The organism is Pedobacter sp. MR2016-19 (genome assembly GCF_014947265.1).
Taxonomy (GTDB): Bacteria; Bacteroidota; Bacteroidia; order Sphingobacteriales; family Sphingobacteriaceae; genus Pedobacter.
Genome location: NZ_JADCNK010000004.1, coordinates 76,426 through 99,510, shown reverse-complemented (window position 1 = coordinate 99,510; position 23,085 = coordinate 76,426). Strand labels below are relative to the sequence as shown.

Below are 23,085 nucleotides of genomic sequence, written 5' to 3'. Positions count from 1 at the left end.
TAATTCAATTAATTATTCAATAATTCAACTTATGAATCCACAAGAAATATTAGATAAACTGCCTTACGGTAAATCTTTTCTTTTTGTTGATGAGTTATTGCATATTGATGAAAATGGAGCGAAGGGAACTTATACTTATGCTAAGGATCTACCTTTTTACGAAGGTCATTTTAAAAACCGTCCTCTTACCCCCGCAGTAATCCTTACCGAAACCATGGCACAGATTGGATTGGTTTGCCTGGGCATTTACTTGCTAAAAAACATTGAAACTAATCAAAATATAGCCATTGCCATGACCTCAAATGCAATCGATTTTTTAAAACCAGTTGCACCGGGAGAAAAAGTTACGGTAACGAGCGAGAAAATATATTTCAGATTTAATAAACTGAGTTGCAAGTTAAAAATGGAAAATGCAGCAGGCGAGATGGTTTGCAAAGGAAATATTTCCGGCATGTTAATTTCGAAAGAAAATGAATAACAGAGTTGTAATTACAGGCTTAGGCGTATGTGCACCTAATGGCACTACCCTGGCTGAGTTTTCTGACGCCATAAAGAAAGGACTCTCTGGGATCTGTCATCAGCCCGATTTGGAAGCCTTAAACTTCTCCTGTCAGATAGCAGGCAAACCATTACTTAACGACGAGCGCATCAGTCAATATTTTACACCACTTGAATTACGAAACCTAAACAGCACAGGAATTATATATGGTGTTATTGCTGGCCTGGATGCCTGGAAAGATGCAGGCTTAGCCATCGAAAATAATGACGAACCCGACTGGGATAGCGGTACCATTTTCGGAACCGGCACTTCCGGGATAGACAAATTTAGATGGGCAATTAATAAGATAGATGCTCTTGAAATTAAAAAACTGGGCAGTTCAGTCGTAATACAAACCATGGCCAGCGGTATAAGTGCTTTTATCAGTGGGAAACTTGGCTTAGGCAATCAGGTAAGCACCAATTCATCTGCCTGCGCAACAGGAGTCGAAAGTTTGTTGCTGGCTTATGAAAGAATTAAAACCGGGCAGGCTACAAGAATGTTAGCAGGGAGTACCAGCGACAGCGGGCCTTATATTTGGGGTGGGTTTGATGCCATGAAAGTTTGCACTTTTAAGCACAATAACGATCCTGAAAAAGGTAGCCGCCCAATGAGTGCAACAGCAAGTGGCTTTGTACCCGGAAGCGGTGCAGGTGCTTTGGTATTAGAATCGCTCGAAAGTGCAATGGCTAGAAAAGCCAAAATTTATGGCGAGGTAATTGGTGGCCATATCAATTCTGGTGGTCAGCGGGGCTTAGGCTCTATGACAGCACCAAATCCTACCGCTGTACAGCGATGTATTCAGGCAGCATTAAAAAATGCAGGTATTGAAGCCCATGAAATCGACGTGATTAACGGCCACCTTACCGCAACAACTAAAGATGCGCTCGAAATAGAAAACTGGAAAGCGGCCCTGCAATTACCCGCTGATGATTTTCCATACATCAATTCTTTGAAAAGTATGATTGGTCATTGTATTGCAGCGTCAGGGAGTATCGAATGTGTCGCTTCGGTACTTGAACTTAAAGAGGATTTTATATTTCCCAATATTAATTGCGAAGACTTAAGCCCTGAAATTACGGCTTTAATTGATGCGAAATGCATTCCGCAAACCTTAATCCATAAACCATTTAATATCTTAGCTAAAGCCAGTTTTGGTTTTGGCGATATTAATGCCTGCATTATTTTTAAAAAATACACCCATGAATAAAGAAGAGATCATTGAAGCCTTAAAAACAATTGTTGAACCTTACACTGAAGAGGCATCAGCATTGGCACATATTGACGAAAACACCGATTTCATTAATGATTTGAAAATAAATTCGGCCAACCTGGTTGATATCGTCCTGGATATTGAAGAGAAATTTAACATCGAAATAGACAATGATTCGATGGCTAAAATGCTCAATGTAAAAGCCACAACCGAAATTATTGCCCAAAAGCTTGAAGCAAATGCTGGGTAACGACATCGTTGATTTGGATTTGGCTAAAATCCAAAGTAACTGGAGGCGTAAAAACTACCTCAATAAAATTTTCACAGCGGAAGAACAGTTATTGATTACTTCAACAGAAAGGCCTGATGAAATAGTCTGGCTGTTATGGAGCATGAAAGAATCGGCTTACAAAATTCATAACCGTAAAACAGGCATCAGGAATTTCGCTCCTAAAAGCTTAAACTGTACTATTTATGCCAGTGTTAGTGAGATAAAAGGTAGGGTAAGCATTGATAACGACACTTACTTCACTAAAAGTGATATACAATTACAATATATTCATACCATTGCTGCGCCTGTTTATAATAGACTGGGAGAAATTAAAGTAGCCATTTACGAGTTACCAAATCATCCATATGATTATAAACGCACTAAACCAGGCAGTGTGAGTCACCATGGACAATATTTGGCTTTGGTGTATTAATAAGCTTGTGTTAAAGGTTAAAAAGACTGATCTGATACACTAAAAGAGCCTATGAAATGGTATTTGATGCTTAATTTTAAATTCGCTCAATTCATCACAACTCCCAGTTTGTTCGAGGTATTTTTCTAATCCACATTTATTAACATCAAAATTCCATTTATCTATATCTGCACCTATTTGACGGAATACAAATATTTCATCATTTGTTGAATAGGAATTTCTGCCAATTATTTGTTTTGCACTTATAGATCCAGAAAAGAGTTCATTATTTAGATAAGAATAATCATAAAATAAAAAATGCTTTTTATTTACATATTGTTCGTAATACCGGGATTGTTTTAATGAATTAGTTTTTTTATCCAAAATCCATAGGTAAGAAACCAAAAGCTTTTCATTGGCAGAAAGATTTCCTTTAATATTAATAACGGTATTAATATTATCAGATTTAATACTTTCTTCTGTAATATTTGACTTTACGAGCTCATAGAAATGATTTGGCAATAACCCCAAACGCAATTTAATTTGAGGATTACTTCCATAAGTTACCTTCGGACGGCTATTTGAATTAATCTGATTACAAGCGTAATCAATATTTAATTTTACTTTTTTACTGCTACCAGCGATAATAAGATCTTTTAAATCAGGACAGTTCAGGTTTAATAAGCCTTCATTTAATAAGATAACCTTTTCGTTATTCCGAACAACAGACTGTCTCAAAAAAACCTTCGCGTTGAAAGCATTTGGATTTAATTGCAGAAAGGATACGTTCAACAATGAATCAATTGTTTTTCGTTTGTTAAAACTTATTTGAACATCATCTAATTGGAATGACTTTGCTGTTAAAACGATATTTTTCTGAAGGGAATCAGTTAAAACAACAGTGGAAGCTTCATAAAAAGGAAAAGTTACCTTCAATGTATCACCCAATTTGGCATTGGCTTCAAAATAACCAGATGCATCACTATTGCCAACATATTTGCCGGAAATTATTATTGAGGCACCTATTAAAGGTTCTTTACCATCAAAAACATGCCCTGTAAGATAAAATGACTGTGCATCAACATTCCAAGAGAATAAAAAAAACAAAATCGCTAAAAAAGCATTTTTAGCGTTACATATATATTTAAACATAAGCTGGTATAAAATGAAGTAAAATAGCAGGTATTTGACCTGCTATTTTTGTTTAATTATTTTCCATGTGCTCCATCTGAGCCTAAGGTAAGTCCAATATTATCCTGTAACCAATGATAAGCGTCATCCAAAGCATTACCAACTGCTTCAAATGCTCTGCTAAACCAGCTTCCACCATCAATTGACTTCATTTCTGTTAAAGATAATTCTTCAACCTCATATTTTTTAAGATTTTTCATATTGTATTTTTTAATTAGTTTTAGGCCTGCTATTTAGACCATCCGGTTTATATTTTAGTTATTTATAGGTTTGAGGTTGGATCGGCGCCTACCACATCGGTAACAATTTCATGCACTACATCCAAAACAAACTCTTTTATCGAATTCCACGCCCTGCCAATCCAGCTGCCTCCTTCAACAAGAGATATTTCTGAGAAGCTCATCTCCTGAACATTTAAGTTCTCTAGATTTAATTTTTTCACAATTTAGATTTTATTGATTTCACCTACTCGTTAAAGGCTTTTCGGTATACGCCTTTTTGTTGCAACGGTACTAAATTACTTTTGCTCACTATACAAAAAAAGGAGTGGATAATTTTGCTGATAAAAAAAACCAGCATTTATATCCGTTAACTCCTGAGGCTTTAAAACCGTAAAATCGGCCCTAATATTTACTTCGAATGCCTGGGTATAATAATATGTTTGTAACTGTCGCGAGTATTCTATCGGAGCGCCCATTAATTTCAACTCATCTAATACCACGTATAGTCGCGAGGTAGAAATTGATAATCTTCTTGCTAAATTTTCAGGAGCACCTGTACGGCTTTCTTTTATCAATTTGTGAATGATCTTAATGCGATCGATGTATTCTAATAGTTTCATAGTACAGTTGGATAATTAAATGCTATCTCTTACAAATTCAAGTGAGGGGGTGATCAGACTTGGTAGGTCATCATCGCCAAATTGCTGTTTCCATAAACTAGCATAATGCCCATTCGCCATCATCATTTCCGTATGGCTCCCCTCTTCTACAACCTTTCCTTTATCTAATACAATAATCTGATCAGCCTTTCTAATCGTAGGTAACCGATGCGCAATGATGATGATTGTTTTCTTTTGCATCCTTAGCAAATCTATTGTTCGCTGCACATACTGCTCTGAAGCTGAATCTAAAGAGGAAGTAGCTTCATCCAGAATTAAAATTTCAGGATTACGGTATAGTGCCCTCGCGATGGCGATCCTTTGTTTTTGTCCACCTGATAAAGAGGCTCCGTTTTCACCTAAATAAGTCTGAAAACCTTCTGGCAAAGCTTCAATAAAATCGATAATCCCCAATTGTGTGCAAATACCAATAATCTGTTGCATATTTGGCTCATAATCGCCAATGGCAATATTTTCGATTACATTTCCTGCAAAAAGATCAATTTTTTGTGGCACAACACTTAATAAATTTCTTAAAGAGGCATTGTTCAAATACTTAAGCGCATGATTACCAATAAAAATATTGCCTGATTGTATGCGATAAATATTTTGTAGCAAAGACATTAAGGTAGATTTACCGGATCCACTCTCCCCAACAATAGCGGTAAAACTTCCGGCCTTAATCATTAGATTTAGATCATCAAACACATTAACGCGACTCCCATATCTAAAGGCTACATGTTCAAATCTGATATCACCCATTAATTCTTTGGTGAGGAAAACGCCAGAAGAATTTTGTTCAATTTCCAAATCCATGATTTCAAACAAACGATCAGAGGCGATCATGGCATCCTGAATAGATTTGTTTGCTCCAATTAAGGAAGTAGCCGGACCAGTAAAATAACCGATTAATGTATAGAAAGAGAATAATTCACCGGGGGTAATTTCGCCGTCTAAAACATAACCGGCACCCACCCAAAGTAAAACGATAGTAAGCATACGGGCAATAACCTCTGTTGATGTACCAGAAAAAACAGAGTTTAATCCTGATTTATAAATTGTTCTGAGGAGGCCGATAAAATGAGTCTCTGTTTTTTCATTTGTAAATCTTTCTAAACCAAATCTTTTAATTGTGGCCACATTATTTAAACCTTCTACCAATTGCGATTCCAACTCGGCCGATTCCTCCATCAACTTCCGCTGAATTTTCTTGTTTAATTTATTGCTGATGAAATAAATCAATAAATACAATGGAATAACAGCTAACATCATTAAGGCCAGTTTCCAATAGTAACTGAACATTAAAATAAAAGAGAACACAACAATAAAGCCGTTTACCACCAGGTTAATGGAAACATCGTTTATAAAAGCCCTTATTTTAACCGCATCGTTTACTCTAGAAATAATTTCGCCTACCCTCATGGTATCGAAAAATTGTTGAGGCAGTTTTAAGAGGTGTTTATAGTAACCCAATATCAAGCGGGCATCTATCTGTTGCCCCGTACGGATGGTAAAAATAGTTTTAGCAGTGCCTATAAACAATTGCAGCGCTAAAATGGCTACCATCATTAAACTCATTAAATTAAGCAGGTTCCGGTTACCTTCTACTAAAACATGATCGGTTATTTTTTGAACAAAAACAGAGGTAGATAGCCCAAGTATGGTATAAATCAAAGCACCAAAAAGTGCCTGTGTTACAATACTTTTATGTGGTTTAATCAGGTTCCAAAAACGGCTTTTAGTATCAACCTTTTCATTGCCTTGTTTAAAGCCTTCATCAGGCAATAACAGCACCAATACACCTGTCCATTCGCTTGTAAATTCATCAATGGTTTTGCGGTGTATTTTTCCATCGCCGGGGTCCATTACTTCGACGTATTTATCCGTTACCTTATAAATAACCACATAATGCTGCAATTGCTTCTTTACTACTACATGAGCAATTGCTGGTAGTGGGATTTTAGAAAGACTATCTAAATTGCCCTTTACCCCTTTTGCTTCAAAACCCAGTTTATTTGCGGCTTCTATCAAACCTAAAACATTGGTTCCTTTTTGATCAGTGCTGGCCAATTGGCGAATCCGCGCAACAGGCATTTTCAATTTATAAAATGCAGCTATAGATGCCAAACAAGCAGCACCACAATCGGTAATATCGCGTTGTTTTATTAGTGTAGACATTATGAGGGAGATATGAGATGTGAGACTGGAGATATGAGACTGGAGCAATGTGATTGGTGATTTGATATTTTCGGCTTTAACCTTTAAGCTATCCTCCTTAAACCCTAAGCCTTTTACCCTACGCCTTTTAAGGGGTTTAGCCAATCATCAACTTTATCATAAAGCAGTTGATATAGGTTTCGTTTGGCAATAGTAAAATGTGCATTAAAGGTCATACCCTTTTTTACCTGGCCTTTATAACCGTTTTTTAATCTCAAATAATCCCTATCCAATTTACACTTCACTTTAAAATAAGGACTCTGGTTAATCAATATAATATCGTCTGAAATATCGGCTACTATACCAGCAAGCAAACCCCATTGGTTATAGTTAAAAGCATCGATCTGAAACCTGACGGTTTGCCCGGTTTTAATTAAACCGATATCTGGAGGTTTAACATAACAAATGGCCAGCAAAGCACTATCTGGCGATATTTCGCCTATTTTCTGATTGGCAGAAATGAAAGAACCCAATTGTAAACCCGACAGATTTTGTACCGTGCCAGAAATCCCGGCAGTTAAGTGATATAGTTTTTCCTGTTCGGTAAGCTGGATTTTCTGACTATCCAAGTCCTTGAGTTCTTTTCTATATTGATTAGATTCGGTTTGCCACTGTGTTTTATATTTCCTGGCAACCATTTTAAAATCGGAAAGTGCCTGTTCGTAATTAAATTTATATTGCTCATACTCTGATTCGGTAACTACTCTCTTGCTGAAAAGAATCTCATACCTTTTATAAATTTTGTAGGCCTGTTCGCGTACATTTAATGCATTTTGAATCTGCTCTGCGTATTGTTGCCAGCTTGCAGCATACAGGCCGGTCTGCAATGCAGGTTGCCCGGCATTGCTTAAATCGACCAGTTTTAAGAGGAGGAGCGCATCATTTAATAAATCTTTTAATTCACGGGAGCGATTATTCAAAATCACATTTTGTGTTTCGGGTATGGTAGGATCAATATTTAAAAGGAGTTGTCCTTTTTTTATTTTTTTGTTATCGGTTAAATTAATCAGCGTAATTTTCCCGGAGACTGGCGCCAACAATTCTGCCCTTTCGATGTTACTCTGCAAAGAACCATTACCTTTAACACTTACGGTTGTATAAATAAAAGGCAGGGCAGCAAAAGCAATAAGAATGAAAAATATGGTGGCAGAATAAATAATTTGTGTACGAACCTTGGTGTGGTGTAAAAAAATAATGGCGTTATCTTCGAAATTGGCATCTTCTGTAAAAGACATAATCATCAATTGGCTTGGTTAAGGCCAAGTTTGTGATTATTATTTTATGCGGGAAAAAAGATACACGAAATGGGCTATTGTAGGGATGAATCTGTTTTGATCTTTAGAAAATAAAAAACCGATAGATGCACAAATAGGCACTATCGGTTAACAATATTTTAATCGTATTTGGCTTTCTTAGAATTAATTTATTTCATATTTTTAATTAAATATAGCTTTATTGCTCAAAATACAGTTTAAATTAGTTTGAGAGAGTTAACGTTATTTAGACAAATCAATACTTACATTTTTACCATCACGGTTTCCATCATTTCTGCCAATTTTATATGCAACCATCATGGTACTAAACAATAGTAAAAACAAGATCAACTTAACCCAATTATTTTCCAGTATTTTCATAGTATATGTTATAATTAAAATTAACAAATTACTCGTTTATTGCTTTTGAAACGCCATAACCTATCCAGTAGGCTACTCCAAATATACTACCAGACATCGCCCTAAGCATGTGGCTAACTATTGATATTTCTTGAGAGCCGCCACTGATCATTAATTGCTCAGTTTTGTTTAATTCTATTAATTTGATGGTTGTAAGCTTTACACTAAGATTTTTATTATAATTTTCCATATATTTTTTATTTTAATTAACAGATAACTATCTATTTCCATCTGCTCTACCAATTTCATAAGCAGCATACAATGCAATTCCCAAAAGCCCACCCGCAAACAAAAGAACAATTGGATTCCCGGCATCAACGGTTAACATCTCTTTAGCATCCATTTCCTGAACACCAAAACGCTCTAATTTTAAGTTTTTCATTTCGTTTAATTTAAATTTTTGTTTCTTACTCTTTAAAGGCTTTTCAGGTTCCGCCTATGTTGGACTAACATGAAACAAGTATCTAATTTTAAAATTCGACTCAGAAAAAAGATACACGAAATGGGCTATTTTAGGGATGAATCTGTTTTGATCTTTAGAAAATAAAAAAACCGATAGATGTACTAATTACATCTATCGGTTAACTACTTAAATACTATTTTAGAAATATTGCAATATTTAACAATTAATTAATTTTTTATACTAATGTTAAAGCCTTTAGCAAAACTCCTCCCAAAAGATTCAGTAATTTCGCCCAACACAAAAACAAGTAAAACAATAGCAATTACAGTAGATAACGCTTTTGCATTTTTTTTAATAATATTATTCATATTGCCTAAAATTAAAATGTACTTTAAAAATTCTATTTTTTCACAAAAATTCTTTCCTATAAGCTGCTGATTCTGCCACTTCTCCGGCTAGATAAACAAGTCCACCAATTGCTGCAAAAACCTACCAAATCCCTCCATTTATATTTTTCTTTTCCACCAAAGTTAATTCTTTGACTTCTAATTTTTAAAATCTACTTTCATTTTATATCTATTTTTTTTATAAAACATTACATTGACAGCCGTTTTCAAATTTCTCGATTAGGTAGGCAGAACCGGGTGCCATAAATATAACCAAATTGGTACATTACCTCCACTTATTTTATCCATTTCTTTAATATCCATCTTCTGAACAACAAAATTGCTTAATTCTTATTTTTTCATTTCGTTTAATTTAAAATTTATTCCTTAATCATTTAAGGCTTTTCAGGTTCCGCCTATGTTGGCCTAACATGAAACAAGTATCTAATTTTAAAATTTTACTCAGAAAAAAGATAAACTAAAAGGGAAATTGTAGGGATGAAAAGGCTCGATTAAGAGAGTTGGTCATGAATTTCGCCATGGAACCAAAAGCCTACCAGCAATAAATGATTAGGATTTACACACTTCATGAGCCAAATCCAGGTAATTTCTTTCATACATGGATTAAACTCATTTGTAATTAATGGAAATAGAAAATATTCTAACATTATTAGTGGCTAACATAATATGCCGCCTTACCAATAAAATAACCACCTAAATAAGTTATTCCAATTAGGGCAAAAGCCAGAAAGATAAATAGCAGAAGGTTGTTTTTCATAGCAATTTTAGATGAGTTGTTTTAATTGAAATTTGATTTCATGGCTTCCTACTTGTTTCAGATTCTGTCTAGCTGAGCATAACATAAAACAAATATCTAATTTTAGAATTTATAGAGCAAAAAAGATACACGAAATGGTGTATTGTAGAGGTGAAAAGGCTTTGGATCTTTAAAATAAAAACCACATCTATCGGTTAACTATTTAAACGCTATTTAAGGAAGAGTGATTAGAGGGATAGTGCAGCAACTGCATAATCTTTCCCATGTTCAAAACCAAACCTAAACAGCTCAAATGATAAATAAGTAAGAAGTACAAGAAATAACACAAACACGTAAATCCTGTCTTCTTTTGTAATTGAATGATTCATAATATTAAATTTATGTCTGTTACCTATCTTACCAATTGTTTCATACAAAAACTTACTTAGCCGCAGCTACACCTGCATCCCAACCAAATTTAAACAGCTGGTAGCTTAATGCTGTAGCACCAACAACTAAACCTAATAATCCAAGTATGCCTCCATTTGTTTCAATAATTTCTTGCTCTGATAACTCTTTAAGATTATCAATTTTTAGTGAATTCAATTTACTAATTTTATTTAAAGATTTCATAATATGTCAATTTTATTTGTTTAATTTTTTAAATGTGACTTTTAATAGCCTGCAGTGCTTTTTCATAAATGAAGCCCGAAATCCACCCAGTAATTGGAAGAGTAAGCAATCCTAGCATCCCTCCATTTTTTTCAACCATCTCCTTAACACCAAATCTTTCTAATTCTAATTTTTCATTTTGTTTAATTTAAATTTTTGTTTCTTACTCTTTAAAGGCTTTTAAGGTTCCGCCTATGTTGGCCTAACATGAAACAAGTATCTAATTTTAAAATTCGACTCAGAAAAAAGATACACTAAAAGGGTTATTCCAGGGACGAAAAGGCTGGATAAGAGAGTTGGTCATGAATTTCGCCATGGAACCAAAAGCCTACCAGCAATAAATGATTAGGGATTTACACACTTCATGAGCCAAATCCCGATAATTTCTTTCATACATGGATTAAACTCATTTGTAATTAATGGGAGTAGCAAATATTCTAACATTATTAGTGGCTAACATAATATACCGCCTTACCAATAAAATAACCACCTAAATAAGTTATTCCAACTAGGGCAAAAACCAGAAAGATAAATAGCAAAAGGTTATTTTTCATTTCATTTTTAGATTAAATGTTTATTTAAATTGTTAACAAGAAAATACTGAAATATTTAATGCCTTGTATTGCTCCGTTTATAAAAGATATTTTATGATCGAAAGATATATATGCGTTCTAAAACAGATTAGGCTGGCGTGTTAAAAGCTATAATATTAAACATAATCACAATTAAATAATAATTATCGCCTTCAATATTTTACATTTTTCAATTCAAAATTATTTAAGGTTAATTAAATCACCACAAAGAACAAATAAATTATGTAACATGTGAATGATGCAAACAATTACAAATTTATTTAATCTCCTTCCTTCCCAGCATAAATAAGCCATAATTAATACAGTTCCGGCAAGGAAACCATAAAGGATATAAGCAAAACTTGAAAAATGAATTAATCCAAATAGCAGGCTCGAAACCAATATGATGACCCATTTTTTTGAATTTCTCCTCTTCAAAATATCGTAAGGTGCTTTTTGAAAAAAGTAGGTTTCTATTAATGGAGCTAAAAAGCAAGATAAAATTAATTTGTAAGGTAAAGTTTTATGATCAATTCTATTATTGTAAACAATTTCAACACCAAATTTCGATTCTATTAATTCAATAAAATAATCGTATAAAAAACTGATTCCTAATAAAAAACATGAAAATATAACAATAAATATTATTGGATTTTCCATTGCATTTTTCAACCTTACCTTAAAAGTGTTATTAAACATACCTTGACCGAGATTTATATTTACAAATAAAAGATTTTTTACCTTTATTCGATATAGACTATGGGGCAGATCTTGAAAATGCCCCATAGCTTAGATTTACTTTTTTAATCCAGACGGAAGAGATTGTTGATAACGACCACCTTCTTGCCCAGCATGATACCATATTTCAACCCAACCATCTAATAAGTGTCCTATCAAGTAATCCCCCACGCTAAATCTACCTCCATTTTCTTTAATCAATCCTTTTGCATCCATTTCCTGAACGCCAAAACTTTCTAATTTTAAATTTTTCATAATTAGTTTTTCATTTAAGTTTTCTTACTCTTTAAAGGCTTTTCAGGTTCCGCCTATGTTGGCCTAACATGAAACAAGTATCTAATTTTAAAATTCGACTCAGAAAAAAGATACACTAAAAGCCCTTTTATAAGGACAAAAAGAGATATAACATCAGAAATAGTTTAAATCAGTGCCAATAGATATTACATTTCCCTCAAGATAAGGCAATACAAATATGTATTTTAAAATAGTTCATGCTTTGTGGATAAATATCTACTATAATTGTAATTTAAAACTATGAAAAAAATTATCTTCTACTTATTGCTCTTATTCCCGTTTTATAATTTACAAGCTCAGAACTGTAATTGCGGTGATAATTTTAATTATCTTACTAATAGAATAACAAAAAATTATGTTGGCTATGCCGATAAAGTAAAGCCTGCAAATAGCCAACAGTTTAAAAAATTCACAGATAGTCTGCAACAGGTAGCCAATCAGGCCAACCAATACAAGTGTTTAAGTTTATGCCGGGAATGGTTAGATTTTTTCAAAGATAAACACATATCATTTGGGATGGATTTTGATAAATTGGATCCAGATTCTGTAAGAAGTTTTTTTGCTAATGAAGAAAAAACCACCTGGACAGAGAGCACATTTAAATCCTATCTTGAACAAAATAAAGAAGCCCTGGATAGCATTGAAGGAATTTGGAGCGTTGGCATATATGAAGTTGGGATTGTTAAAGACAAAAAGTCCGATCAGTTTATAGGTTTTATACTAAAGGCAGACTCTGTAAGATGGATGCCTCAACATATCAAATTTAGATTGGCAAAAAAGGATAATCAATATCAAACCATTTTCTTTGCTGGGGGGGACCATTCAGAGCAACACCCAATACTTTTGAAAACTAGAGATGTTTTAGATTTCGGAATATTCGGAAAGTGGATGAGGAGCCCCAAACTACTCCCTGCTCCACTTAAAAAAGAAATTGACCTTTCGCCAAAATTTAAGGTTTTGGACCATGAAACCGCATTATTTGAAATGCCATCTTTTGGCAAACTAGAATATGTAGCCCCAACAGCAGCATTAATTAAAAAGAATGAAAACGTATTAAAAAACACCAAACATTTAATTATCGATTTAAGAAATAATGGCGGTGGATCTGTTCTGATATATGAAAAGTTAATGCCCTACCTTTATACCAACCCTATACTAAAGGAAGGCGGATATGTTCTGGCAACACCAGAAAACATTAAAGATAGCGGTTACGCTAAAGAATATCCCGAAACCTCTGACAGCATAAGAAACGTTTTTAAAAAATACCTAACCGAGTTAAAAGCTCACCAGGGAGAAATGTATAAGCTATATCCAATAGATACCATCAAGTTTAAAACTATTTCAAAAAATCCTGAACGTGTTTCATTTCTTGTTAACCGGGGTACGGGAAGCGCTGCTGAAATGTTTTTACTGGAAGCTAAACAAAGTAAAAAGGTGAAACTCTATGGTGAACATTCATCTGGAGCTGTAGACTACACTGAATTTGTTAAAGTAGAAATGCCATGTAAATTCTACACGCTTTATTACCCTACCTGTAAATCTTTAAGATTACCAGATTATCCCTTAGATAATATTGGTATCAAGCCTGATGTAATAATACCTGCCGATGTTACCGATTGGATTGATTTTGTAAAGAAGTATAAAACTAAATAACGGCTCTGTACTTAAGCCTTACAATCTATTGGTTTGATATATATAAACAGCCGTTTGGTGTATATTTTTTGGCTATCGCATTAAGAAATAACACCTTTAAGCACATTTATTTAACCTTCTAATATTACAATTATGAAAAACAAAAAATTAGAAAAAAAAACTTTATTTGTTTTTAAGCGAAACTACTTTGCCAATTTAACGAAAGAGCAAATGAGGAGAATTAATGGGGGTAATCGTACTAACCAATTAGAATCAGCTGGAAATGCTTCCACATTACCTGACTGTGATAAAACTCAAGCAAAAACAGTAGTTAGCCAATAAGAATTTATTTTTTACATTTATAATCGATCCAAAATCAATACCATATTGTAAAATGAAATATTTGTTAGTCACCCTATTTTTCTTGTCTAATCTTAAGTCAATAGCACAAAATTGCAATTGCTCAATTAACTTCGATTATATGGTAAAAAAGATAATGTTAAATTATGTTGGCTATAATGATAAAATAAATAAATCAAACAAAGTTAAGTTTCAGAAGTTTACAGACAGCCTACAAAAACTTACGTATACTTCGAATGCTTCTGAATGCGTATTAATATGCAATACTTGGTTAAATTTTTTCAAGGATCAGCATGTAGGTTTCGCAATAGAGTTTAAAGACCAACATCCAGATTCAATAAGAGCATTTTTCTCCAAAGAAGAACATGTATCATGGTCTCAACAAGATTTTATTAAATATTTAAATAATGATAAAATTAAAAAAGACAGCATAGAGCGTATTTGGAGCAATGAAACTGGCACATATCAAATAGCTGTTCGAAAAACTGGAATTAGAGATAAGGAATTTTACGGTTTTATACTGAAAGCAGATGGCGCAAAATGGGTTCCGGGTCAGATAAAGTGGAAGTTGTTAAAAACTGGCAATAAATATAAAACCATTTATTATCGAGCAATAGATCATTCCTTAAATTATCCTCCTTTACTTGTAGACGCAGGCACGTTAGATTTTGGACCATTTGGCAAATGGCATAGCGGCATTAAAAAACCAAAAGAAAATGCAACAATAAAGAGTGTAGATCTTTCCCCTAAGTTTAGCATTATAGACAATGAAACCTACTTAATTGAAATGCCATCTTTTAGATCATTGGACTATATATCAAAAACCGACAGCTTAATAAAAAAAAATGAAGCCCAACTAAAAAGTAGAAAGCATTTAATTATAGATCTCAGAAACAATTCGGGAGGAACGGTATTGATATTTAGAAATTTAATGCCGTACATCTATACAAATCCAATTTTGACCGAAGGGGGAATAGTATTAGCAACCGAAGACAATATAAAAGATCGATATTCCACAGAATATCCTCAATTACCTGATAGCATGCAACTGATTTTTAAACAAAATTTATTAAAACTTAAAGCTCATCAAGGCGAATTATACAATTTGTATCCTATAGATACAATAAAATATGATACAACATTAAAAAATCCTGAACGTGTTTCTTTTCTTGTAAATAGAAATACTGCCAGTGCGGCCGAACTTTTTATTTTGCAGGCAAAACAGAGTAAAAAAGTAAAAGTATATGGTGAGAATACGGCAGGTGCAATTGATTATTTAGAAGTAGTTAATACAGCAATGCCTTGCTCTTTTTATTCCTTATGGTACCCTGCCGTTAAATCAACACGCTTACCAGCATTCCCCTTAGATAACATTGGTATTGAACCCGATATCAAAATACCACATGATACAATTGATTGGATAGATTTCGTAAAACATCATTAATTAAATTCATAAAAGTGTATTTAAATAAATATAGGCTAACGATATACCATGTATTTTTTTGGATGCTGTATATCTTTTTAGGTAATCTGTCCGAATTCATAAATAGCCCTGACAGTTATTCATTCGGATTAGCAGATGTTATATTTTCTAATCTTCCGAATGTTTTCACATTTTATCTAACTGTCTGGATATTTGGCAAGTATACAAATCCGGTAAGGATATATAGGTTAATATTGGCCATCTTGTTTATTTATTCATTAGCTTTTATTCAATGGTACGTTACAGGCTACCATATCAGGCCCTTATTTAAAGTAATTGGAGCCCCTACCCCAATCTTTAACTTTTCACAACATTCGATTTCGGTTCTTTGAGTATTCATAAAATACTTCTTCTGGGGATTTGGTTATTACTATGCTAGCGAGAGCGTTAAACACGAACGAAAACTACGCCTTATCGAAAAAGAAAAACATGAAGCAGAATATGCTTTTCTCCGCGCACAGATTAATCCTCACTTTTTAAACAACACCCTGAATTTCTTTTTCGCAAAATCGTTACCCTTATCTCAAGAGCTTGCCGATGGCATTATGACCCTCAGTAAAATCATGCGCTATTCCCTGGAAATGGATAAAGATGACCGCACGACCTTAATAGACGAGGAAATTGAGCATATTAAAAATGTAATTAGAATTAATCAGCTTCGTTTCAATAACAAATTACAGATCGATTTTAGTGTGAATGGTAATACTGATCATGTAAGACTGATTCCATTAATTCTAATCACCATTGTAGAGAATATCTTAAAACATGGCGATTGCACAGATAAGTTGCATCCTGTTGAGATTACTTTAAACATTAACGAAATCGATCATAACATTCATCTAACCACCTGGAATAAAAAGAAAAATGGTCCTAAAGAACTGTCAAGTGGCATAGGTATGGAAAACATAAAGAAAAGACTCGCAAATCATTACAAAAAAGGGATTGCATTAAATATTAATGAAACTGAGATTGATTATAGTCTTGAATTAACTTTGCCTTATAATAAGGTTACTGATCACCAGGAAAAACCAAGCTCATTTGATAATTTAGGCTTTTTGGAACATTTCAAGATACCACAAATTAAACCTCAACCATACACCTCATGATTAACTGCATTATTGTTGATGACGAAGACCATGCCATTGAAGTAATACAACATTACCTGAAATCTGTTGCTGCCATACAGATCGCGGCAACATTTATCAATCCGATTGATGCACTAAGCTTTTTAAACAGCAATCCGGTAGATCTCATTTTTTTAGATATTCATATGCCAGGGATATCAGGTATCGAATTTATTCAGTCCATGAAAAACAGGAATGTGCAGGTTATACTTACTACTGCATATAAGGAATTTGCGACCGAGGGCTTCGATCTTGATGTGGTTGATTATTTAGTTAAACCTATCCCGCTGCCCCGTTTTTTACAAGCAATAAACAAGGCTCAAAAGATAATCCACTCTAAAAAAACCAATATGCCGGCTAACCAGCAGGATGATGATTATTTTATGGTTAAAACAGAGGCTAAAGGTAAAATGCTTAAAATTAATATCGCTGAAATTGATTTTGTTGAGGGTATGAAAAATTATATTTCTTTTCACCATAACGGGATTAGAACGCTCGCGCTGCTAACCATGAAAGATGTAGAGGAAAGATTACCCAAAGCGCAATTTATCCGGGTACAGAAGTCGTTTATAGTTGCACTTAATAAAATTACTTCAATAGATGGGAACAGGATTATTTTAAAAGGTATTTCGGCTGAAATATTAATTGGCGAAACCTATCGGAGAGATTTTTTGGATATGATGAAGCAAAAGTTGATCTCTTGAGCATTGAGCGAAAAACAGAGGGCAGAGCGCACAGCATTGGCTATTAAGCAGATACGCTTCTTCTAACTATACTTTGTAAATCTGCGTCCTTTCTGCGAAATCTGCAGGAAACAAAAATCAGTTTTTAGCTTTATTTCCGCTCATCATCTTTTTATGCGATTCTTCTATCTGAGGTAGATCTTTTTTATATTGTTCAACATCCCATGCAATACCCATATCAATCAGATAAGTGGTGTAAGATCCAAGACCTATATCTGCTCTGCGGGCATCAACATGATCTGGATCGATCATGGGCATGATGGTATATTTATTGGTCTGCATATTCCAGGCTACCTGACTTCCATAAATCTGTTTCCTGCCCTGAAACATTGCAATCCTATCTTCGAGCAGCGCCAGACTGGTGGCTTTTAGTTTTTTGTTCTTTGCAGCAATTCGCATAATAGGCAAGTATTTTTCCTGCGTTTTCAAATCTGCATGCTGAATCACCATGAATAAGGCTGAGTTGGCAGCCTCCCCTATTTCATCGGTACTTAACCAACCGTATTGATCAATAATTGCTGATACCGTAATCAGGTTCAAAGAGTCTACTTTATTGATCAACTCAAAATGTTTACGCAGTGTATCTTTTAATTTAAGACTATCATCTGCAAAGTGGTTCCTGATATCGTTGAGCTGGCCTCTGTAAACCTGATCTAATCGTCCAATAGAATCAAGTTGCCCTATCAAAATACTTTTATCATTTATTTGACAAAAGGACGAGCTGGTAAATAACAGGAAGATAATCGGTAAATATATAAGTCTCATTAGTATTCAAGGTAAAAGCGTTACAGCTAATATCATAATAATCTTTAGCCTTGGCAAATCGAATCGGCCTGACACTAGCCAAATTTTAACCACAATAAACCTATAATTAACCCCTCTTATCATTCAATTACATAGCCAAACCTCTCCCCTATTTTCTTTACAGAATAATAGAATTGCCTACCCCAAAAAGCACTATCTTTGCACAAATCATAAAAAATAAAATATGCTTAAAGGATTTTTTAACGTACCTACCCCGGTTAACGAGCCCATTAACAGCTATGCACCAGGCACAAAAGAGCGTTCGCTTTTAAAAGAGGCTATTGCCGAAGCGCGTGCTAAACAATTGGATATTCCGATGTTTATTGGCGGACAAGAGGTACATACTCAAAATAAAAAGAAAGTAGTAGCTCCGCACGATCATCAACATGTACTGGCTACCTTTAGTTATGGCGATAAAAACCATGTAAAACAAGCCATAGATGCTGCTTTGGCCGCCAAGGCAGATTGGGAAGCTTTAGCCTGGGAACACAGAGCTGCTATTTTTATGAAAGCTGCTGATTTGTTTGCTACAAAATACCGCTACCAAATTAATGCGGCAACCATGCTTGGGCAAAGTAAAAATGCTTATCAGGCTGAAATTGATGCTGCTTGCGAACTGGTAGATTTCTTGCGTTTTAACGTAAGTTATATGCAGGATATTTATGGCCAACAGCCACCGGTATCACCAAATGGTATGTGGAACAGAACAGAACAACGGCCTTTAGAGGGTTTTATATTTGCTTTAACACCTTTCAACTTTACCGCAATTGCCGGTAATTTACCTTCTTGTGTAGCCATGATGGGTAATGTGGTGGTATGGAAACCTGCCGATACCCAGGTTTATGCGGCTAATGTAATTATGAATGTTTTCCGTGAAGCAGGCTTACCTGACGGCGTAATTAATCTTATTTTTGCAGATGGTCCTGAAGTTGGCGATGTGGTTTTTAATCATGCTGATTTTGCAGGCATTCACTTTACAGGCTCAACAAAAGTTTTTCAGGAAATCTGGAAAACAATCGGAACAAACATCCATAAATACAAATCATATCCACGCATCGTTGGTGAAACTGGTGGTAAAGATTTTATTTTGGTTCACCCAAGTGCAGATGTTGCAGCTTCGGCTACTGCTATTGTACGTGGTGCTTTTGAATACCAAGGACAAAAATGTTCTGCAGCCAGCCGTACTTATATCCCAAAAAGCCTGTGGCCTGAGATTAAAAAATTAATGATCAGGGATTTAGCTTCATTTAAAATGGGCGGAACAGAAGATTTCGGTAACTTTATTAATGCAGTTATTGATGAGCGTTCTTTCGATAAACTGGCTAAATATATTGATCAGGCTAAAAAAGATAAAGGTGTAGAAGTTATTGCCGGTGGCAACTATGATAAGAGCAAAGGTTATTTTATTGAACCTACTGTTCTAGTGGTTGACGATCCAAAATATACCACCATGTGTGAGGAACTTTTTGGTCCGGTACTATCTGTTTACGTATACGAAGATCAGGAATTTGACCAGATTTTAGAAATAATTGACACCACTTCACCCTATGCCTTAACGGGAGCTATTTTATCACAGGATAGATATGCTATAGAAAAAGCCAGTTATGCCTTACGCAACTCAGCTGGTAATTTTTACATTAACGACAAATGTACAGGTGCCGTAGTTGGGCAACAACCATTTGGTGGAGCAAGAGGATCAGGTACCAACGATAAAGCCGGGGCAATGATTAATTTATTGCGTTGGGTTTCTCCACGTACCATTAAAGAAACTTTTAATCCTCCAACTGATTACCGTTATCCATTCTTAGCAGAAGATTAATATTAAATACAAGGCCAGACATCATTGTCTGGCCTTTTTTATGTGTATGATCCTCGTTTACAAATGGGATTGGGGAGAAAAGCGATTGCATCACATAAATTTATCAAAGACACGATCTACCAATTTAAAGATGTAAAACCAATCTTCTTTTTTACTGTTCTATATAATAGCTTAAATAAGACCATGGAAAACAAAAAAGAAAACAACGAAAATCTCGGCAATAAAGACATCGAAAACACTGCCGATAAAAGCAATATGCCCGATCAGTTGGTACCCCGCCACCGCAGCAACGATAACGAAAAGAAAAATACGGTAGAAAGCGATGCCGGTAACTTGGGTAGAAATTTTGGAAGAGGCGATTTTGGATCCGAAGAAGCCAGAGAAGATGCCGAAAAAGGCAATAAAGGCCATGCCGGCAATATGCCGAACAGTACAGAAAAATGAAAGCTCCCGATGTAAAACCGGAAGCTTTCCCTAACAACTAAAAAATAACACCTATGGGGTGTTTTATCCTACCTTAAACGCAGGGGCAACATCATCAAGACAGTTACAAGTTACTTTCAGGTCTTTGATGATTCCTGTTTTTAGGCTATAAACCCAGGCATGTACAGCTAACTCCTGACCATTTGCCCAGGCACTTTGTACAATCGAGGTATTGGTCACATTTGCAGCGCCCTCAATAGCATTTAACTCCACTAAACGATCAAATCTCTGATCAGGATCCTTGATTGTAGCCATTTCACGTTCGTGGGTACGGTACACATCGCGAATATTTCTCAACCAGTTATCAATAATACCCACTTGTTTATTGCCCAAAGCAGCTTTAACACCACCGCAACCATAATGGCCACAAACAATAACGTGTTTAACCTTTAATACATTAATAGAATAATCCAGTACTGAAAGCAGGTTCATATCCGTATGTACAACCACATTGGCTATGTTTCTATGCACAAAAATGTCACCTGGTCTGGTATTCGTAATCTGATTGGCCGGTACACGGCTATCTGAGCAGCCGATCCATAAAACCGGTGGGCTCTGACCTTCTGATAATTTATCAAAAAAAGCAGGATCGTTGTCTATTGTATCTTTAACCCAGTCTTTATTACCCTGTAATAAGTTCTCGTAAGTTATATCTTTTGTATCTAATGTTTTTGCGCACATAACTATAATTTATTAATGTCTTCTTCTACTGTTATATTTAATTTTGGTACTGTATAATGCTTTTGGATATTCTCCAGGGTTACGATAATACCTTTTGTATAAGCATTATGTTTATAATTGTAAATGGTTTCCAATACATCAGGATCGATATACCTGGCATTCGAACCATCAATAATTACATTTGTTTCTTTAGGGATATTCGTTAAAACTACCTGTATCGCTGCTTTATTTAAAAAAGAAACCTCTTCTGCTAGTTTAATCCTGATATTCTTTTTGTCGCCTTCGTTTGTAATTCTGTAAAAAAAGGGGTTGCGCATATTGGTACGTAATAAATAAAAAATCGAAACCAACATACCCACAGCCACACCTTTTAACAGATCGGTAAATAATACCGCCAATACTGTAACTACAAATGGTACAAACTGATCCCAGCCTTTGTGGTACATGTGTTTAAATAAACTGATCCTGGTTAACTTGTATCCCGTTACCAAAAGAATTGCTGCTAAACACGATAATGGAATCATGTTAATGAGTCCTGGAATAAACAACAGCGACAATAACAACCAAATACCATGAAAAATAGCCGACATCTTGGTTCTGCCACCAGCCCCTACATTTGCCGAACTCCGCACGATTACCGATGTCATAGGTAAACCACCCACCATACCGCTAGTAATATTACCTAAACCCTGGGCAATTAACTCTCTGTTTGTAGGCGATACACGTTTAATCGGATCGATTTTATCCACAGCCTCAATACTGAGTAAAGTTTCTAAACTCGCTACAACAGCAATGGTTACGGCTACTATATACACATTTTTATTGGCCAGCTGAGAAAAATCGGGCATCGTAAATAGCCCCAAAAATTCGCCGAAACCATTTACTACCGGGATTTTCACCATTTGATCAGCACGTAAAGGATGATCTGTCCCGGCAAAAAGTATAGTTCCAAGAACTCCTAAAGTTACCACCAATAATGGAGCAGGTACAACCGCCAATTTTGGAAACTTAGGCCACAAAATCAAAATAGCTATTGATAACAGACTGATAACTACCGCAGCCAAACTAAAATGGCTTATTGCTGCACTAATCGCAGAAAAAGTGTTTTCGTGATCTTGTTGAAAGAAACCTTCGTCGCCAGTAAAATCGGTATCAACGCCCAATGCATGCGGTAATTGTTTTAAGATTAAAATCAGTCCGATGGCAGCAAGCATCCCCTCAATTACGCTTGAAGGAAAGTAATTACCAATGGTTCCGGCTTTAACCAGGCCTAAAACCATCTGGAATACCCCTGCCAATACAACAGCAAGTAAAAATGTAGGATAGCTTCCTAACGAAGTTATTGCACCTAAAACAATAACCGTTAAACCTGCAGCAGGGCCACTAACACTTAATTGCGAGCCGCTAAAAGAGGCAACAACAATTCCCCCTATAATTCCGGTAATTAAACCGGCAAATAAGGGTGCGCCAGAAGCTAAGGCAATACCCAAACATAGTGGTAAAGCCACTAAAAACACAACAATACTTGAAGGTAAATCTTTCTTTAAATTCTTTTTAAGAAAATATTTTTTCACGTCCGAACCTGAAAAGGCCGGGTTAAACTTTTGCATAACGATATAATTATCTAGTAAATTTTAACGAATAAAATCGCAGGGGATAAAAAACAAGCTACAAAAAGAATTTACGTACTATATAAATTTAAACATAGCAATAACGCCCAATACCATTGAGCAGGCAAT

General features: G+C 35.0%; 28 protein-coding genes. 11 read left to right on the top strand and 17 right to left on the bottom strand.

The window, feature by feature from the left end; translation table 11 throughout:
- The first annotated feature begins 31 nt into the window (after window positions 1-31).
- From IM793_RS07515 to IM793_RS07500, 4 genes are read left to right on the top strand one after another with little or no spacing between them, the layout of a single operon-like run.
- Entirely contained in the window at window positions 32-478 is a 447-nt protein-coding gene (locus IM793_RS07515; protein WP_193420424.1) for a 3-hydroxyacyl-ACP dehydratase FabZ family protein, read from the top strand.
- Complete coding sequence (locus tag IM793_RS07510) at window positions 471-1,748, top strand: beta-ketoacyl synthase (protein ID WP_193420423.1); 1,278 nt, start codon at window positions 471-473, stop codon at window positions 1,746-1,748. The genes IM793_RS07515 and IM793_RS07510 overlap by 8 nt, the downstream gene beginning before the upstream one ends.
- Window positions 1,741-2,001 carry an acyl carrier protein gene (locus IM793_RS07505; RefSeq protein WP_132398622.1) on the top strand — a complete coding sequence of 87 codons (261 nt, stop codon included), beginning with the start codon at window positions 1,741-1,743 and terminating at the stop codon, window positions 1,999-2,001. Before IM793_RS07510 ends, IM793_RS07505 begins: the two co-directional genes overlap by 8 nt.
- A complete protein-coding gene (locus IM793_RS07500; protein WP_193420422.1) occupies window positions 1,991-2,455 on the top strand; it encodes a 4'-phosphopantetheinyl transferase superfamily protein in 465 nt (154 codons plus the stop codon). The genes IM793_RS07505 and IM793_RS07500 overlap by 11 nt, the downstream gene beginning before the upstream one ends.
- A gap of 39 nt (window positions 2,456-2,494) precedes the next feature.
- Here the strand turns inward: IM793_RS07500 and IM793_RS07495 are convergent, their stop codons facing one another.
- From IM793_RS07495 to IM793_RS07430, 14 genes are all read right to left on the bottom strand, one after another.
- Complete coding sequence (locus tag IM793_RS07495) at window positions 2,495-3,586, bottom strand: hypothetical protein (RefSeq protein WP_193420421.1); 1,092 nt, start codon at window positions 3,584-3,586, stop codon at window positions 2,495-2,497.
- A gap of 56 nt (window positions 3,587-3,642) precedes the next feature.
- Entirely contained in the window at window positions 3,643-3,825 is a 183-nt protein-coding gene (locus tag IM793_RS07490) for a hypothetical protein (protein WP_121283822.1), read from the bottom strand.
- A 62-nt stretch (window positions 3,826-3,887) separates the two neighbouring features.
- A complete protein-coding gene (locus IM793_RS07485) occupies window positions 3,888-4,067 on the bottom strand; it encodes a hypothetical protein (protein ID WP_121283823.1) in 180 nt (59 codons plus the stop codon).
- 75 nt (window positions 4,068-4,142) lie between these two features.
- On the bottom strand, window positions 4,143-4,466 hold the full coding sequence (locus IM793_RS07480; RefSeq protein WP_193420420.1) for a helix-turn-helix domain-containing protein: 324 nt from the start codon (window positions 4,464-4,466) through the stop codon (window positions 4,143-4,145).
- A 15-nt stretch (window positions 4,467-4,481) separates the two neighbouring features.
- On the bottom strand, window positions 4,482-6,683 hold the full coding sequence (locus IM793_RS07475) for a peptidase domain-containing ABC transporter (RefSeq protein ID WP_193420419.1): 2,202 nt from the start codon (window positions 6,681-6,683) through the stop codon (window positions 4,482-4,484).
- A 113-nt stretch (window positions 6,684-6,796) separates the two neighbouring features.
- On the bottom strand, window positions 6,797-7,957 hold the full coding sequence (locus IM793_RS07470; RefSeq protein ID WP_193420418.1) for an HlyD family secretion protein: 1,161 nt from the start codon (window positions 7,955-7,957) through the stop codon (window positions 6,797-6,799).
- Between the two features lie 261 nt (window positions 7,958-8,218).
- Window positions 8,219-8,356 carry a hypothetical protein gene (locus IM793_RS07465; protein ID WP_193420417.1) on the bottom strand — a complete coding sequence of 46 codons (138 nt, stop codon included), beginning with the start codon at window positions 8,354-8,356 and terminating at the stop codon, window positions 8,219-8,221.
- A gap of 28 nt (window positions 8,357-8,384) precedes the next feature.
- A complete protein-coding gene (locus IM793_RS07460) occupies window positions 8,385-8,585 on the bottom strand; it encodes a hypothetical protein (protein WP_193420416.1) in 201 nt (66 codons plus the stop codon).
- A gap of 27 nt (window positions 8,586-8,612) precedes the next feature.
- Window positions 8,613-8,777: a hypothetical protein gene (locus tag IM793_RS07455; protein WP_193420415.1), complete on the bottom strand. Its 165-nt coding sequence runs from the start codon at window positions 8,775-8,777 to the stop codon at window positions 8,613-8,615.
- A 248-nt stretch (window positions 8,778-9,025) separates the two neighbouring features.
- Entirely contained in the window at window positions 9,026-9,166 is a 141-nt protein-coding gene (locus IM793_RS07450; protein ID WP_193420414.1) for a hypothetical protein, read from the bottom strand.
- A 1,023-nt stretch (window positions 9,167-10,189) separates the two neighbouring features.
- Window positions 10,190-10,330 carry a hypothetical protein gene (locus tag IM793_RS07445; RefSeq protein ID WP_193420413.1) on the bottom strand — a complete coding sequence of 47 codons (141 nt, stop codon included), beginning with the start codon at window positions 10,328-10,330 and terminating at the stop codon, window positions 10,190-10,192.
- Between the two features lie 52 nt (window positions 10,331-10,382).
- Complete coding sequence (locus IM793_RS07440) at window positions 10,383-10,574, bottom strand: hypothetical protein (protein WP_193420412.1); 192 nt, start codon at window positions 10,572-10,574, stop codon at window positions 10,383-10,385.
- A gap of 812 nt (window positions 10,575-11,386) precedes the next feature.
- A complete protein-coding gene (locus IM793_RS07435) occupies window positions 11,387-11,845 on the bottom strand; it encodes a CPBP family intramembrane glutamic endopeptidase (RefSeq protein ID WP_193420411.1) in 459 nt (152 codons plus the stop codon).
- Between the two features lie 135 nt (window positions 11,846-11,980).
- Window positions 11,981-12,178 (bottom strand): hypothetical protein, encoded by a 198-nt coding sequence (locus IM793_RS07430; protein WP_193420410.1) that lies wholly within the window; start codon window positions 12,176-12,178, stop codon window positions 11,981-11,983.
- A gap of 279 nt (window positions 12,179-12,457) precedes the next feature.
- Between IM793_RS07430 and IM793_RS07425 the strand changes: the two genes are divergently transcribed.
- From IM793_RS07425 to IM793_RS07405, 5 genes are all read left to right on the top strand, one after another.
- Window positions 12,458-13,870, top strand: coding sequence for a S41 family peptidase (locus IM793_RS07425; protein WP_193420409.1), 1,413 nt, complete (start codon window positions 12,458-12,460; stop codon window positions 13,868-13,870).
- 132 nt (window positions 13,871-14,002) lie between these two features.
- Complete coding sequence (locus tag IM793_RS07420; protein WP_193420408.1) at window positions 14,003-14,191, top strand: hypothetical protein; 189 nt, start codon at window positions 14,003-14,005, stop codon at window positions 14,189-14,191.
- Between the two features lie 139 nt (window positions 14,192-14,330).
- Complete coding sequence (locus IM793_RS07415; RefSeq protein WP_193420407.1) at window positions 14,331-15,653, top strand: S41 family peptidase; 1,323 nt, start codon at window positions 14,331-14,333, stop codon at window positions 15,651-15,653.
- Between the two features lie 377 nt (window positions 15,654-16,030).
- The gene (locus IM793_RS07410; RefSeq protein WP_193420636.1) at window positions 16,031-16,798 is read left to right on the top strand and encodes a histidine kinase; all 768 of its coding nucleotides are present in this window, start codon (window positions 16,031-16,033) and stop codon (window positions 16,796-16,798) included.
- On the top strand, window positions 16,795-17,520 hold the full coding sequence (locus IM793_RS07405) for a LytTR family DNA-binding domain-containing protein (protein ID WP_193420406.1): 726 nt from the start codon (window positions 16,795-16,797) through the stop codon (window positions 17,518-17,520). Before IM793_RS07410 ends, IM793_RS07405 begins: the two co-directional genes overlap by 4 nt.
- 117 nt (window positions 17,521-17,637) lie before the next feature.
- Here IM793_RS07405 and IM793_RS07400 read toward each other — a convergent pair whose 3' ends face one another.
- Window positions 17,638-18,246 carry a DUF6624 domain-containing protein gene (locus IM793_RS07400; RefSeq protein ID WP_193420405.1) on the bottom strand — a complete coding sequence of 203 codons (609 nt, stop codon included), beginning with the start codon at window positions 18,244-18,246 and terminating at the stop codon, window positions 17,638-17,640.
- A gap of 301 nt (window positions 18,247-18,547) precedes the next feature.
- On the opposite strand from IM793_RS07400, the gene pruA reads away from it, so the two are divergent.
- Window positions 18,548-20,182, top strand: a complete 1,635-nt coding sequence (gene pruA / locus IM793_RS07395) for an L-glutamate gamma-semialdehyde dehydrogenase (RefSeq protein ID WP_193420404.1) — start codon at window positions 18,548-18,550, stop codon at window positions 20,180-20,182.
- Window positions 20,183-20,365: 183 nt separating this feature from the next.
- Window positions 20,366-20,626 (top strand): hypothetical protein, encoded by a 261-nt coding sequence (locus IM793_RS07390; protein ID WP_132398616.1) that lies wholly within the window; start codon window positions 20,366-20,368, stop codon window positions 20,624-20,626.
- Between the two features lie 63 nt (window positions 20,627-20,689).
- Here IM793_RS07390 and IM793_RS07385 read toward each other — a convergent pair whose 3' ends face one another.
- A complete protein-coding gene (locus IM793_RS07385) occupies window positions 20,690-21,346 on the bottom strand; it encodes a carbonic anhydrase (protein WP_193420403.1) in 657 nt (218 codons plus the stop codon).
- 2 nt (window positions 21,347-21,348) lie between these two features.
- The gene (locus IM793_RS07380; RefSeq protein WP_193420402.1) at window positions 21,349-22,956 is read right to left on the bottom strand and encodes a SulP family inorganic anion transporter; all 1,608 of its coding nucleotides are present in this window, start codon (window positions 22,954-22,956) and stop codon (window positions 21,349-21,351) included.
- Window positions 22,957-23,085 lie beyond the last annotated feature (129 nt).